Genomic DNA, 12,525 nt, shown 5'->3' with positions numbered 1-12,525 from the left:
AAGTTTATTCTAAACCTCTTGTGACCTTGGTAACCAGATTGTCAAGGGATATCTTCCCTGCACCGAACAGAAATAGTATCAGAGAGGCAAACATAAAGGTGAAGGGTGGTGCAGTGTAAAACTCGCTTGGATCTGAAAATACGCTCATGAGCTCACTCCTGTGAGCTACCAGGTATGCAACGAACATCTCTCCAGCCAGAAAGGCACCCACCAGTCTTGTCCCAAGTCCCAGGCTTATAAGAACACCTCCAAGAAACTCTGTAAGACCTATAAAGTAAGCGTTAAATTCGGGAAATGGCATCCCAAGGCTTCCGAAAAATTCTGTTGTTCTATCTATATGGGTGAGCTTACCGTATCCTGCTTGGGCAAAGAGCCATCCCCAGTAAAGTCTCACAAAAAGAAGGAAAAGAGACTGGAGGGGAGGCAGGAGATTTAGCCCCTTTTCATAAAGGCGAACCACACCGCTTAGGTTTGAAGTCATAGCGTTCCCTCCAGCTTTTTAATTGGGTCTTCGGTTTAGGACTTTGAGCCGTCCTTTTTCATCTTCCCACCGCATCCCCCAGGTCCTGCGCATGTCATCTCCTTAGTTTTTTTCTTTTTCTCTTTTGTGCCGGCACAGGTAGCTTCCTTGCCTTCCTTCTTCATTCCAGCACAGGTAGCCTCTTTGGCTTTCTCCGTACTGGTCCCGCCTGTTTTACCCGCACACTTACCTTCACCAGCATGGGCTGGTGTTACTCCTTCTGCTCCCAGTCCGAGTAGGACTGCTGAACCTAAAAGGCCCATAAGTTTTTGCTTTCCGTTCATGGCTTCTACACCTCCTTGTAACTTAACTATAGACTCTCCACGGAAGTTATCTGTAATCTATCTCACCAAATATACGAGGATTTGGGTTAAGTTTATACTTGGACATGGACTTAAACTTACCTAAAGGCTTTGGACTCGGTCTCAGATATTCATTCGCTGAAGAGGTAGTAAATTATGACTCATCACCTGAGTGGTTTGAAATCGCACCTGAGAACTGGCTGAGGAGGGGAGGTTTCTTCAGAAGGGTCCTTGAGAGGGTTAGGGAGCGTTTCCCTGTAGTTTGTCACGGACTCTCCCTTTCTGTAGGTTCTCCAGATGAACTCAATTACGCCTTCCTCAAGCAGATAAAGAGTTTTTTAAAGGACTTTGATATTAAGGTTTATTCGGAGCACCTTAGTTTTTCCTCTATGGGTGGTGAATACCTGCATGACCTGTTCCCTTTGCCCTTTACTGATAATACGATAAAGTTTGTTTCGGATAAGATAAGGAAGGTTCAGGAATTCCTTGAAATACCATTGATAATTGAGAACATCTCTTATTACTATACTCCATTGAAGGATATGGAGGAATGGGAGTTTATAAAGGGAGTTTTGGAGGAGAGTGGGGCTTACCTGCTACTTGATGTTAACAATGTTTACGTGAACTCGGTTAACCATGGATACAACCCTTACGAGTTTATAGAATGTATGCCTTTGGATAGGGTAGCTTACATACATATAGCTGGACACGATAAGGATGACAGGATTCTTATAGATACCCATGGAGAGAAGGTTAAGGAGGAAGTTCTGGAGCTTCTTGCCTATGTTCTATCAAAGAAACCTGATATCCCTGTTCTCTTGGAGAGGGACAACAACATACCTTCGTACGGAGAGCTGATGAGCGAGCTTGAAGAAGTGAGGAGTTTTAGAGGTGCAAAGAGAGCTTGCTGAGATGAGGAAACTTTTTGCCACAGCCAAGGGAATCACGCCTCCCGAAAATGAGAGGTTAGAGCTATACTTTCTGCTTGTCTACAACAGGTTTGAGGAATTCATAGAGACTTCGCTTCCGTCACTTTCTCAATACCTCGGAGATGAGCTTGAACCACTTGTCAGGGAGTTTATGAGGTTGAAGCATACAAGCCCGCTTCTGTTAGACCTTGGAAACGAGTTCGTTGATTTTTTTAGAGGAAAAGAACTCCCCCTGAAGGCTAAACTGCCCTTTCTTGAGGAGCTTGCCCTATACGAATGGCTGGAAGTGGAACTCTTTAACGCACCTGATGAGAGATTATCTGAAGGTTTCTCATGGAAGGGGAGCTACAGGCTCTCATCATCGGCTAAGATTCTTCATTTTTCCTTTCCCGTTCACAGGTTTAACTCTATGTCTTATGAGGAGATGATTGCCGCTAAGGGTAATTACTACCTGCTTATGTACAGGGATAGAGATGAGAATGTGAAGAGTGTGGAGCTGACGGAGTTTGTTTATGGCTACCTGAAAGAGGTGGTAGGAGGAGTGAGCCCAAAAACCGCCCTTGAGAGAAGGGAACTTGAATTTGAACTTGAGGAGGTTATACCCTACCTTGAGAACTTCATGTCCAGGCTTGTATCTGTCGGAGTGCTGGTCAAAATGTAGAGAGCTCTTCAAGGAGTTTCCTACTGATGACCTTTATCTTCTTCCTGCCGATCTCAATCGCACCCATATCCTTGAGCTCATTAAGGGCTATAGTGGTCGCTTCCCTGGTTGCCCCTATAAGGCTTGCGAGCTCTCTGTGGGATAGGGACAGTTTTATGTCACCTTCAGGGTCGCCGAACCTGTCTTGGAGCCTCAACAACAGGGAGGCAAGCCTGGTTAAAACCGGTTTGGCTACGAGTTCTTCAATTCTGAGTTCCAATTCGTAGGTCATTAAACCAAGAAACTTATTCAACCTAAGCATAATCGTGGGGTTCCTACTCATACGGCTGAAGAAAACCCTTTTGTTTACGAGACATATGAATGTGTCTTCCAGGGCAACGGCGAACTCACCGTACATGTCTCTGTCATAGGGAGATATACCACCGAATATGTCACCAGCCCCAAGTATCGCGAAGGTTATCTCCTTACCATTGCTGTCAACTTTATAGAGTCTGACACTTCCCCTTTTTACGAAGTAAAGAAACTCTTCCTTTTCCTCTGGAGAGTATATGGTGGTTCCTTTCTTAACGTTAAGACCCACTGAGTTATCGTCTAAAAACTTCAGCTCTTCTTCGGATAGTCCGGAAAGTATGTCAAGGTTCTTGAGATACCAAAGCTTCTCTTCCTTAATCATATTTCCCGTCACTCCTGAGCTTCACCACCGTGTGGACGTTTCCCCTCGGGTTGAAGTCCCCTATCACTTCTAAGAACCTCGGCTTCAGGGTCTCGTATAGGGCGGTGTATATCTCGTTGGTCGCCTGCTCGTGGGAGATATACCTGTTCCTGAACTTATTGAGCCAGAGCTTTAAGGATTTGAGCTCAACTATGTATCTGTCAGGTATGTAGCGTATCCTTATGGTCGCGTAGTCTGGATATCCGGACCTCGGGCACAGGCAGGAGAACTCGGGGAAGGTTATCTCTATCATGTAGTCCCTCTCAGGAGTCGGGTTCTCCCAGGGTTCAAGCTCCGCCTGCTCTATCGCTATCTCTCCGTACTTCTTTTCCCTTACCTCTTCCATGTGATTAAATATAGCTCAAAAGGGAGGTTCTGGATGAGAGTGGGGATAGTAGTTTATAGCAACGACCCTGAGACCGTGTGGAACGCCTTCAGGTTCGGCGTCTTCTCCTTGGCTCAGGGGGATGAGGTTAAGGTCTTCCTTCTCGGAAAGGGTGTTGAGAGTCTCGGGATAGAAAACGAGAAGTTCAACGTCCGGGAGCAGATGAAACTTTTTAAAGAGAACGGAGGGGAGGTCGTTGCCTGCGGGGTATGTTTAGAGGTTAGGAACTCTAAGGAGGGGGCTGCCTGTCCTGTCGGCTCAATGAATGACCTCTATGAGCTCGTGAGCTGGGCGGACAAGGTGGTCAGCTTTTAGCCCTTGCCTTCCAGTTAGCTGGAAGGTTTATATTCTCATCTATGGTGGCCGTTGAGCTCTTGGAGTCAAACTTCTGCCCCAAGTGTGCGGTGGTTAAGGATAGGGTTGTTAAGGTGGCGAGGGAGCTTGGCGCTGAGGTAAAGATGCTCGACCCCATAGAGGATGTGGACAGGATAACGGAGCTCGGCATTCTGACCTCCCCGGCGGTGGTGATAAACGGAAAGGTGAAGTTCGCCGGTGTGGTGCCTTCAGAGGAGAATATAAGGAAAGCTATAGAGGAGGAGATATCCTGAGCCCCGTTTATATAGTTCCCCTCCTCGGAGCCCTGTCCTTTTTCACCCCCTGCATGTGGAATGTAAATCTACTGCTGAGGGCTTACGTGAAGAAGGGAAGCGTTTTAGAGATACCCCTTCTCTTCTTATCTCGCTTCCTTCTCTTCAATCTCATCGCCTTTCTCTTCTATATTCTCTCAAAGAGGTTTACTCCCTCCTTGGAGACTCTTCTGGTCGTTCAAGGAATTGTTGCTGGGATATTCATCCTCGGCTTTCCCCTCATGAGGAGATTCGGGATAGCACCCATTGATTTCTCACCTCAGTTCTTCTTCCACCACAGAAGGTTCCCTCCTGGTGTGGCTCTGGGTTTCAGTCTCACCTACTGCAGCCTTCCCTTTATAGCCCTCCTTGCATTCTATTCCCTTTATTTCAAGAGTCCTTTTCTGATATTTAATCTTTACGCTCTCTTTGTCACCCTCCCCACCCTTATACTCATACTACTGCCGGAGAAGGTTCTTAAAGTTCTTACCTTCCTGATACCGGCGGTCCCGGCAATAACGGGCTTTTCCCTTATACTCGCTATTGGTCTTTTCATAAACTTTACGGGACTCAGCCTCTTCGTCTCTTCCCTTCTTCAGGAGCAACAGCCCTTCCTACTTTTAGCGTTAATACTCTTTATTCTCGGTTTCTTAACGAGCCTTGGACCCTCCACCCTACCTTTCCTGCCGGTGGTTTTCGGAATACTCGTTACTAAGCACAGCTCCAAGAGGGATATAACCCTGAGCGTGATCGGCTTCTCTGTTGCCCTTCTCCTCACCCATGCCTTTGTCGGGGGTATCGCCTCCGCCGGCGCTATAGTCCTCTCGGAGATATTCAGGACTGATATCTTCAACCTTTTCCTCGCCGCTATTCTCCTTTTGATTGCCCTCAACCTCCTCAACGTACTTCCCTTCTCCCTTCAAGTGGCTAAGCTCAATCCCTTCAGGGGAGCGGGCACAGGCAGCTTCCTTCTCGGGGTTGCTTACACCTTCTCCCTATGTCCCTCCTGCACCTCCCTACTCCTCGGAGCAATAGTTCTGAGTACCTCAACGGGTAACCTGACTGCTTCGGTCTTTCTAATGGGTGTATATGCGGTCGGCAGGGCTATACCTGTCTTCCTCTCAGGTGTGGTTGTAAGCTACCTCGCTGATTTTCTTAAAGCCCACTACGTTCACATAAACAGACTCGTTGGAACAATCTTCCTGATACTCTCAGGTTACTTCTTTAAAAACTTTCTGGAGGTGTGGTTGTGAGAAGGAGAGACCTCCTCTTGGGAACCGCCGGAGTGCTTACCCTTTTAACTCCCCTGAGAGCTTCCTCTAATGAGGAGATCAAACTTTTATTCCCCGTTACCTTCAGGGACAGGAAGAGGTGGAAGAAGGTCTTTCTAAGGATAAGGGGAGCTATAAACCTCTGGGAAGCGCGTGCGGACATAGAGGTGGTTGCTTACGATGAGGGGATAACTTTTCTTGACAGGTTTGAGAACGGAGAGTTTGAGGAGAGGATAGAGAACCTCATGCTCCACGGTGTTGAGTTCAAGGCTTGTAAGGTCGCCATGAATATGTTTAATGTTTCCGAGGAGGCGCTCTTTGACGGTGTTGAGGTCGTTAGGTCTGGCTTTGAGTACCACGTCTTGAAAGTTAAAGAAGGGTACATACCTATATACCTATGAGGATAGGTGAGCTTGCCAAGAGGCTTGGACTGAATCCCAAGACCCTAAGATACTGGGAGGAGATAGGTCTCCTTCCACCACCGTCAAGGAACAGTTCGGGTTACAGAGTTTACACGGAAGAACACCTCAAGCTCTGCGAGTTCATCCTCAAAGCGAAAGCGGTCGGCTTTAAGTTAGAGGACATAAAGGAGATTATCTCCCTGAAGTTTTCGGGAAGGACACCCTGCGGGTGTGTTGAGGAGAAGATAAAGGGAAAAATCCGTGAGATAGAAAATCTCATAGAGGAGCTGAATTCCCAGAAGAAACTCCTGGAGGGTCTCTTAAGGAAGAGGCGGGACGTCCCCGCCTCCGTATGTCCGATAATTGAATCTATAAGGTAAACTTCATCGTTCTCTCGTTCCAGGTTGCAAACAGGAGCCATGCCAGGGCGAAGGCGAGGAATATGACGAGAGCCCACCCAGGACCAAGAGCATCCGGAAGGAAGAGCCTTATACCCGTTGCGTTAGTTGCTCCGAGTTTTTCGTAAAGACCGGAGAAGGTGCTCAGTATGGCAGGCTCTATCTTCCTGTAAAGGAAAGCGAAGAGAGAACCTCCTAAGGCATAAAAGAGTATAGCCGTCATGTTCTTCAGGGAGCCTTCTCCCGCCCGCCAGAAGCTACCCACAGAGCAGCCACCTGCAAGGGTCATACCTATGCCGAAGATAAAACCTCCTATCAATGAACCTATGGGAAAGGAGGGAGCTATCATCATAGCCTTTATAGAAGGAGGAGCAGTCATCTCTATTGCCAGTATGTCTTTAACGTCTGGTATCTCAAGGACGTTAGTAAGAGGTGAGAACTTGACTATAAGACCAAAAACTGCGGCCACTATGAGGGCGAGAGCTGCAGCCCTCGTCATGTTACCCTCACCGGTCATGAAGGGTTCTCTGAAGGCTCTTACGAAGCAGAACCTTGTCCTCTGGTTGATTATTCCAAGGATAGCTCCGAAGAATATTAAAGAGCCAGCGGTGACCTGAACGGAACCCAGCCCAAGGGCTGGGGAGTAAGTGGACACCTTCTTATCAAGTAAGACTATAAGTCCAAGGGTTATTACCATGAGTACAACACCGAGTATCACCTGAAAATTTACCGGAACTTCAATAGCCCTACCTGGTGTGCCCCAGCCCTTTGTAAGGAGCCACATATATAGCCTCAACCCGGTATACGTTCCTATACCCAAACCTATCATCATCGTTATACCGGAAGCTGAAAGAGCTCCAAAGCCCACGAGAAAAGCTCCTATTGTACATCCAAAGGCGAGAAAGGCTCCTATACCCATCAACGTCCCCCCAAAGGCGCCCATTAGGAACTCTTTAAAAGAGGGGATGCTTATCCTGAAATCCCCTCCAAGGAGCGCAGAGATAAAAGCTCCCAGAAGGAAAGCCCAGTTTATCAAAGCTGTAAACTGCCATATCGGACTCTGCACGTCTGAATCTGGGTAAAGTATAGGCTTGAGTATGTTGTCTCCCCAAACCAGGATCCCGTTGGTAACACCCCAGGGAGCACCCCATACGAACATGAGGACTACGATGAAACCCATACTTATCCCACCTATCCATGCTGGCCACTGGCGGCGGAACAGGTGAGTGTACAGTTCCTTTATCGTCTCCATACTGGCTCCTCCTTAAAATCTTTAAAACTTACGTGTTATGTTAGAACAATTCCCTCTTATGCAACCAAAAGAAAAACTTATAAGCCTATAAAACACACAATGAGGTTGGGTTGTGATTCTTATTGGCTAAAATAATCTTAGCATATAAGACTCATCTTTTTATAAAAGACCTCTTGACATGGGACGAGAAAGTTAATATAATTTTTACCGAAATAAAAACGGAAGGAGGTAGGTACCGATGGCAAAGCTGAAGCCGCTTTACGATAAGATTGTGGTAAGAAGGTTTGAGGAGCAAGAGCAAAAGACTCCGTCTGGAATTATCATTCCTGATACCGCGAAGGAAAAGCCCCAGATGGGCGAAGTTATAGCTGTTGGAGAGGGTAAGCTCCTGAACAACGGGGAGCTCAAACCTCTCAAGGTGAAAGAAGGGGATGTGGTTCTCTTTAACAAGTATGCTGGAACGGAAGTTGAGCTTGACGGGGAAAAGTATCTTGTAATGTCAGAGGACGAAGTTCTTGCGATAGTTGAAGATGCAAAAGTTACAGCCTAATTAAAAACCAAGAGAAGGAGGTGTGAGAGATGGCAGCAAAAGGAATTATCTATAGTGAAGAAGCAAGAGCAAAGCTTAAGGCTGGTGTTGATAAGCTTGCAAATGCGGTGAAAGTTACCCTTGGACCAAGGGGTAGGGAAGTTATCTTAGGCAAGAACTGGGGTACACCCCTGGTTACAAAGGATGGTGTTACCGTCGCCAAGGAAATAGAGCTCAAGGACAACTACGAAAATATTGGAGCTCAGCTCGTCAAGGAGGTTGCTTCCAAAACCGCCGATGTTGCTGGTGATGGAACCACCACCGCTACAATACTCGCCCAGGCTATATTCCACGAAGGACTCAAGGCTATAGCTTCCGGTGCTAATCCCATGGATGTTAAGAGGGGTATAGACAAGGCTGTTAAAGCTGTCGTGGAAGAGGTTAAATCCCTGTCCGTAGATGTTAAAGGAAGGAAAGAGATAGAACAGGTTGCAACCATATCCGCTAACAACGACCCTGAGATAGGAAAGATAATAGCTGACGCTATGGAAGCTGTTGGAAAGGACGGTGTTATCACCGTTGAAGAGTCCAAGTCTGCAGAGACTACCCTTGAAACCGTTCAAGGAATGCAGTTTGATAGAGGATACCTGTCCCCTTACTTCATAACCGACCCGGACAAGATGCAATGTGTTCTTGAAGACCCTTACATACTTATATATGAGAAGAAGATATCCAACGTAAAGGATATGCTTCCTGTCCTTGAACAGGTTGTCAGGGCTGGAAAGCCTCTCCTTGTTATAGCTGAGGATGTAGAAGGTGAAGCACTTGCAACCCTTGTGGTAAACCACATCAAGGGAGTTCTCAGAGCCTGTGCTGTGAAGGCTCCTGGATTTGGTCAGAGGAGAAAGGATTACCTCCAGGACATAGCTGTTCTTACAGGTGGAACAGCCATAATGGAAGACCTTGGAATCAAGCTTGAGTCTGTTACCCTTGATATGCTCGGAAGGGCTGACAAGGTAGTAGTTGACAAGGAGACTACGACGATAGTCGGAGGCAAGGGTTCTTCAGACCAGATAAAGGCAAGAATAGAACAGATTAAGAAACAGATACAGGAGACAACCTCTGATTACGATAGGGAGAAGCTCCAGGAGAGACTCGCTAAGCTCTCCGGCGGTGTGGCTGTCATAAGGGTTGGAGCTGCCACCGAAGCCGAGCTTAAGGAGAAGAAAGCCAGGGTTGAGGACGCTGTCCATGCTACCAAAGCTGCCGTTGAAGAAGGTATAGTTCCGGGCGGTGGTGTAGCACTCGTAAGAGCTTCCGAAGCTCTGGAAAACCTTGACGTTGATAATGAAGACCAGAAGCTCGGTGTTGAGATAATAAAGAAAGCTTGCAGGACGCCTCTAAGGCAGATAGCCCTCAATGCTGGTTATGAAGGTTTTGTAGTTCTTGAGAAGGTTATAGAGCTCGGAAAAGAGAAGGGTAAGAACTGGGGATTCAACGCTGCAACGGGTGAGTACGTTGACATGATGGATACCGGTATAATTGACCCAACCAAAGTGGTAAGGACAGCCATAGAGAACGCTGCATCTGTAGCTGGAACGATGCTCACCGCAGAGGCTCTCATAGCAGACCTTCCCGAGGACAAAAAGAAGGACATGACCCCTACCGATATGCCCGAACTTGATTAACATAGCGCTGTAAGTTTCTAAGGGGGCGCTTAGCGCCCCCTTTTTATTTCATCTTATAAAAACATTAATAGATTCTTATAATACAAAACTCAAAAGCTGTTTTATAATTTAAAAAACCAATGAAAACTGAGAGTTTACCCGTTTACTTCGGTTTTCCTTTCCCAAGATGGTTTAAAGGGTACTCCAAGGACTCACTGGTCAGGGACCTTGTAGCCGGTATAACCGTTGCGGCTGTTTACGTTCCCCAGGCTATGGCTTACGCTCTCCTGGCGGGAATGCCTCCCATAACAGGTTTATATACGGCTTTCATAGCCACGATAGTTGCCGCCCTCTTTGGAAGTTCAAGGTTTTTAGGTACAGGTCCGGTTGCAATGACCTGTCTGCTTTCTGCATCGGTACTCTTTAGCCTTCACATTCAACCCCAGTCAGACCAGTGGGTAGCCTACATGGGTCTTTTAGCCCTCATGGTGGGTATAGTGAGGCTTCTTGTGGGTGTTTTCAAGCTTGGTTTTATCGTTGACCTTATATCAAACAGTGTGGTTATAGGTTTTACAGCCGCAGGTGCGATCGTGATAGCCTTGTCCCAGTTCAAGCACATGCTCGGTTATCAGGTGGTAAGCAGCACTCATATATTTACCGTCCTTGCGGATATGATCAAGAAGATAGAGCTTACAAATCCTTACACCCTTGTTATAGGTGTGGGAGCCTATCTGATAATCTGGGGTGCCAAGAGGGTGAACCCTTATCTGCCTGGGGCTCTGATAGCGGTCTTCTTAACGGCTTTGGTGACTTACCTGTTTAAGCTTCAAGGTAAAGGTGTCGCTATAGTTGGGGAAGTTCCTCAGGGACTTCCAGACCCTACTCTTCCACCCATAGATTTTCAGGTTATGAGTCAGATGTGGGGAGGTGCCCTGGTAGTTGCATTCTTTGGTTTAATAGAGGCGGTTGCAATTGCAAAAACCCTTGCCATAAGGACAGGGGACAAGTGGGACCCGAACCAGGAGCTTATAGGTCAGGGGCTTGCTAACATAGCCGTTGCCTTCTTTAAAGGCTTCCCTGCCGGTGGTTCCTTTTCAAGGTCTTCCTTGAATTACGCTCTTGGAGCGAAATCACCTTTAGCCAGCATAGTAACCGGTGCTCTGGTAGGTGTGACTCTGTTCCTTTTAGCTCCGGTCTTTTATTACCTGCCCAAGGCCACCCTTGCTGCCGTAGTTCTCTCAGCTGTAATAAACCTTATAAGACCACAGGACATAATCAGGCTCTACAAGATAAACAAGGTAGACGGTGTCGTGGGTGGGCTTACCTTTATCTCGGTCTTTTTCATGGACCTATGGGTTGCGATAACTCTTGGGGTTATTCTTTCACTTGGAACATTCGTTTACAGGACTATGTATCCCAGGATAGTCATTCTTTCAAGAGACCCAGAGTCAAAGACTTTTGTGAACGTTGAAAAGAGGGAGCTCCCGGAGTGCCCTCAGATACTCTATATAAGACCGAATATGTCCATATACTTCGGGAACGCTCAGTACGTGTACGAATATATAGTTGAAAAAGTTAGAGAAAGGCTTTTGAAAGGTCCCCTGAAGTTTGTTCTCATAGACATGGAAGCGGTGAACTACACCGACGCGACAGGCTCTGAAGCGCTCATAAGGCTCATAAAGGCTATAAGGGCTCTGGGTGCGGAAGCCGCCTTTGCCAATATAGGATGTGATGTCTATCCTCTCCTTGAAAACGCTGGTTTCGGTGAGGTTGTAAAACACGAGCTCGTCTTTGACTCCAAGGGTCAGTCAATAGTTGAGCTCTTTGCAAGGATAGACCACGATTACTGCAGGGAGCAGTGTCCCTATGTTGTATTTAAGGAGTGCCTCACCGTAAAAGAGAAGGAGTTGGAGGAGAAGAAGACAGCCTAAATTTTATCTCGGAACCACTCTATTGTTTTAACCAAACCTTCCCTTACCGGTGTTCTTGGCTCCCACTCTAAAATCCTCCTGGCTTTCGTTATATCAGGTTTTCTCCTGTCCGGGTCATCAACAGGTCTTTCTCTGAAAACTATCTCAGATCCGCTGCCTGTTAGTTCAATCACGAGTTTTGCAAGCTCAAGGACGGAATACTCCTCTGGGTTTCCGAGGTTGAATACCTCCCCTGCAAGGTCCTTATAGGTGGCGAGTCTGTATATTCCTTCAACCAAGTCATCTATGTAACAGAAACTTCTGGTCTGAGAGCCATCTCCATAGACAGTCAGGGGTTTTCCCATAAGAGCCTGGGTAATGAAGTTTGGAACTACCCTCCCGTCATTCATTCTCATCCTGGGTCCATAGGTGTTGAATATCCTTGCGATTCTCACGTCTATCCCGTGTTCCCTGTGGTAAGCCATAGTTAAGGCTTCCGAGAACCTCTTGGCTTCATCGTAAACGCTCCTCGGTCCTATTGGGTTTACGTTTCCCCAGTAAGTCTCAGGTTGAGGATGCAGGGTTGGGTTTCCGTAAACCTCGGAAGTTGAGGCAAAAACGTAGCGGGCACCTTTGAGCTTGGCCAGTCCGAGGGTATGGAGAGTTCCGAGGGAGTCAACCTTCATGGTGTGTATGGGATGGTTCAGGTAATCAACGGGTGAAGCTGGGCAGGCAAAATGGAGTATCAGGTCAAGCTCACCCTCAACGTAAACGAAATTGGTGACATCGTACTTTATAAAGGTGAAGCTGGGATTCTCAAAGAGGTGAGCTATATTATCGGGAGAACCAGTTAAAAAGTTGTCCAGTCCTATCACCTCATGACCGTTTCTTAAAAACCTCTCACAGAGATGGGAACCTATGAAGCCAGCAGCTCCGGTTATGAGTACACGCATAGGATAGCT

The 12,525-nt window shown here is 47.1% G+C and carries 16 protein-coding genes; 10 read left to right on the top strand and 6 right to left on the bottom strand.

Annotation, left to right across the window (positions count from 1 at the left end; genetic code table 11):
* Window positions 1-4: 4 nt before the first annotated feature.
* Complete coding sequence (locus BCF55_RS08090) at window positions 5-481, bottom strand: DoxX family protein (RefSeq protein ID WP_121012589.1); 477 nt, start codon at window positions 479-481, stop codon at window positions 5-7.
* Between the two features lie 35 nt (window positions 482-516).
* Entirely contained in the window at window positions 517-804 is a 288-nt protein-coding gene (locus BCF55_RS08085; RefSeq protein WP_121012586.1) for a hypothetical protein, read from the bottom strand.
* Between the two features lie 104 nt (window positions 805-908).
* Here BCF55_RS08085 and BCF55_RS08080 point away from each other — a divergent pair, with 104 nt between their 5' ends.
* Window positions 909-1,733, top strand: coding sequence for an MbnB/TglH/ChrH family RiPP precursor modification enzyme (locus BCF55_RS08080; RefSeq protein ID WP_121012583.1), 825 nt, complete (start codon window positions 909-911; stop codon window positions 1,731-1,733).
* A complete protein-coding gene (locus tag BCF55_RS08075; RefSeq protein WP_121012580.1) occupies window positions 1,714-2,412 on the top strand; it encodes an HvfC/BufC family peptide modification chaperone in 699 nt (232 codons plus the stop codon). Before BCF55_RS08080 ends, BCF55_RS08075 begins: the two co-directional genes overlap by 20 nt.
* Here the strand turns inward: BCF55_RS08075 and BCF55_RS08070 are convergent.
* Window positions 2,402-3,085: a Crp/Fnr family transcriptional regulator gene (locus BCF55_RS08070; RefSeq protein ID WP_121012577.1), complete on the bottom strand. Its 684-nt coding sequence runs from the start codon at window positions 3,083-3,085 to the stop codon at window positions 2,402-2,404. The genes BCF55_RS08075 and BCF55_RS08070 overlap by 11 nt on opposite strands.
* Window positions 3,078-3,470 carry a preQ(1) synthase gene (queF, locus tag BCF55_RS08065; protein WP_121012574.1) on the bottom strand — a complete coding sequence of 131 codons (393 nt, stop codon included), beginning with the start codon at window positions 3,468-3,470 and terminating at the stop codon, window positions 3,078-3,080. Before queF ends, BCF55_RS08070 begins: the two co-directional genes overlap by 8 nt.
* Before the next feature lie 33 nt (window positions 3,471-3,503).
* Here queF and BCF55_RS08060 point away from each other — a divergent pair, with 33 nt between their 5' ends.
* From BCF55_RS08060 to BCF55_RS08040, 5 genes are all read left to right on the top strand, one after another.
* Complete coding sequence (locus tag BCF55_RS08060) at window positions 3,504-3,824, top strand: DsrE family protein (RefSeq protein WP_121012571.1); 321 nt, start codon at window positions 3,504-3,506, stop codon at window positions 3,822-3,824.
* Window positions 3,825-3,865: 41 nt separating this feature from the next.
* Window positions 3,866-4,117 carry a thioredoxin family protein gene (locus tag BCF55_RS08055; protein ID WP_121012568.1) on the top strand — a complete coding sequence of 84 codons (252 nt, stop codon included), beginning with the start codon at window positions 3,866-3,868 and terminating at the stop codon, window positions 4,115-4,117.
* 86 nt (window positions 4,118-4,203) lie between these two features.
* Complete coding sequence (locus tag BCF55_RS08050) at window positions 4,204-5,388, top strand: cytochrome c biogenesis CcdA family protein (RefSeq protein ID WP_170144774.1); 1,185 nt, start codon at window positions 4,204-4,206, stop codon at window positions 5,386-5,388.
* Entirely contained in the window at window positions 5,385-5,807 is a 423-nt protein-coding gene (locus tag BCF55_RS08045) for a DsrE family protein (RefSeq protein WP_170144773.1), read from the top strand. The genes BCF55_RS08050 and BCF55_RS08045 overlap by 4 nt, the downstream gene beginning before the upstream one ends.
* A complete protein-coding gene (locus tag BCF55_RS08040; protein WP_121012559.1) occupies window positions 5,804-6,187 on the top strand; it encodes a heavy metal-responsive transcriptional regulator in 384 nt (127 codons plus the stop codon). Before BCF55_RS08045 ends, BCF55_RS08040 begins: the two co-directional genes overlap by 4 nt.
* Here the strand turns inward: BCF55_RS08040 and BCF55_RS08035 are convergent.
* Window positions 6,177-7,457: a YeeE/YedE thiosulfate transporter family protein gene (locus tag BCF55_RS08035; RefSeq protein WP_121012556.1), complete on the bottom strand. Its 1,281-nt coding sequence runs from the start codon at window positions 7,455-7,457 to the stop codon at window positions 6,177-6,179. The two genes, BCF55_RS08040 and BCF55_RS08035, sit on opposite strands and share 11 nt — an antisense overlap.
* A gap of 238 nt (window positions 7,458-7,695) precedes the next feature.
* Here BCF55_RS08035 and groES point away from each other — a divergent pair, with 238 nt between their 5' ends.
* The 3 genes from groES (at window position 7,696) to BCF55_RS08020 (ending at window position 11,584) form a co-directional block, all read left to right on the top strand.
* Window positions 7,696-8,007: a co-chaperone GroES gene (gene groES / locus BCF55_RS08030; protein WP_121012553.1), complete on the top strand. Its 312-nt coding sequence runs from the start codon at window positions 7,696-7,698 to the stop codon at window positions 8,005-8,007.
* 29 nt (window positions 8,008-8,036) lie between these two features.
* A complete protein-coding gene (gene groL / locus BCF55_RS08025) occupies window positions 8,037-9,674 on the top strand; it encodes a chaperonin GroEL (protein WP_121012550.1) in 1,638 nt (545 codons plus the stop codon).
* Window positions 9,675-9,793: 119 nt separating this feature from the next.
* Window positions 9,794-11,584, top strand: a complete 1,791-nt coding sequence (locus tag BCF55_RS08020) for a SulP family inorganic anion transporter (protein WP_121012547.1) — start codon at window positions 9,794-9,796, stop codon at window positions 11,582-11,584.
* Here the strand turns inward: BCF55_RS08020 and BCF55_RS08015 are convergent.
* The gene (locus tag BCF55_RS08015; protein ID WP_121012544.1) at window positions 11,581-12,516 is read right to left on the bottom strand and encodes a UDP-glucuronic acid decarboxylase family protein; all 936 of its coding nucleotides are present in this window, start codon (window positions 12,514-12,516) and stop codon (window positions 11,581-11,583) included. The genes BCF55_RS08020 and BCF55_RS08015 overlap by 4 nt on opposite strands.
* Between the last annotated feature and the right edge of the window lie 9 nt (window positions 12,517-12,525).

Source organism: Hydrogenivirga caldilitoris (assembly GCF_003664005.1).
Lineage (GTDB): Bacteria > Aquificota > Aquificia > Aquificales > Aquificaceae > Hydrogenivirga > Hydrogenivirga caldilitoris.
The sequence above is the reverse complement of the archived record's forward strand: the minus strand, read 5'-3'. Positions and strand labels throughout refer to the sequence as shown.

What these genes read in the sequence shown, in the direction of transcription:
- BCF55_RS08015 (WP_121012544.1), bottom strand. Translation starts at nt 12,516, where the DNA reads ATGCGTGTACTCATAACCGGAGCTGCTGGCTTCATAGGTTCCCATCTC.
- groES (WP_121012553.1), top strand. Translation starts at nt 7,696, where the DNA reads ATGGCAAAGCTGAAGCCGCTTTACGATAAGATTGTGGTAAGAAGGTTT.
- BCF55_RS08040 (WP_121012559.1), top strand. Translation starts at nt 5,804, where the DNA reads ATGAGGATAGGTGAGCTTGCCAAGAGGCTTGGACTGAATCCCAAGACC.
- BCF55_RS08035 (WP_121012556.1), bottom strand. Translation starts at nt 7,457, where the DNA reads ATGGAGACGATAAAGGAACTGTACACTCACCTGTTCCGCCGCCAGTGG.
- groL (WP_121012550.1), top strand. Translation starts at nt 8,037, where the DNA reads ATGGCAGCAAAAGGAATTATCTATAGTGAAGAAGCAAGAGCAAAGCTT.
- BCF55_RS08055 (WP_121012568.1), top strand. Translation starts at nt 3,866, where the DNA reads ATGGTGGCCGTTGAGCTCTTGGAGTCAAACTTCTGCCCCAAGTGTGCG.
- BCF55_RS08080 (WP_121012583.1), top strand. Translation starts at nt 909, where the DNA reads ATGGACTTAAACTTACCTAAAGGCTTTGGACTCGGTCTCAGATATTCA.
- BCF55_RS08090 (WP_121012589.1), bottom strand. Translation starts at nt 481, where the DNA reads ATGACTTCAAACCTAAGCGGTGTGGTTCGCCTTTATGAAAAGGGGCTA.
- BCF55_RS08020 (WP_121012547.1), top strand. Translation starts at nt 9,794, where the DNA reads ATGAAAACTGAGAGTTTACCCGTTTACTTCGGTTTTCCTTTCCCAAGA.
- queF (WP_121012574.1), bottom strand. Translation starts at nt 3,470, where the DNA reads ATGGAAGAGGTAAGGGAAAAGAAGTACGGAGAGATAGCGATAGAGCAG.
- BCF55_RS08085 (WP_121012586.1), bottom strand. Translation starts at nt 804, where the DNA reads ATGAACGGAAAGCAAAAACTTATGGGCCTTTTAGGTTCAGCAGTCCTA.
- BCF55_RS08070 (WP_121012577.1), bottom strand. Translation starts at nt 3,085, where the DNA reads ATGATTAAGGAAGAGAAGCTTTGGTATCTCAAGAACCTTGACATACTT.
- BCF55_RS08060 (WP_121012571.1), top strand. Translation starts at nt 3,504, where the DNA reads ATGAGAGTGGGGATAGTAGTTTATAGCAACGACCCTGAGACCGTGTGG.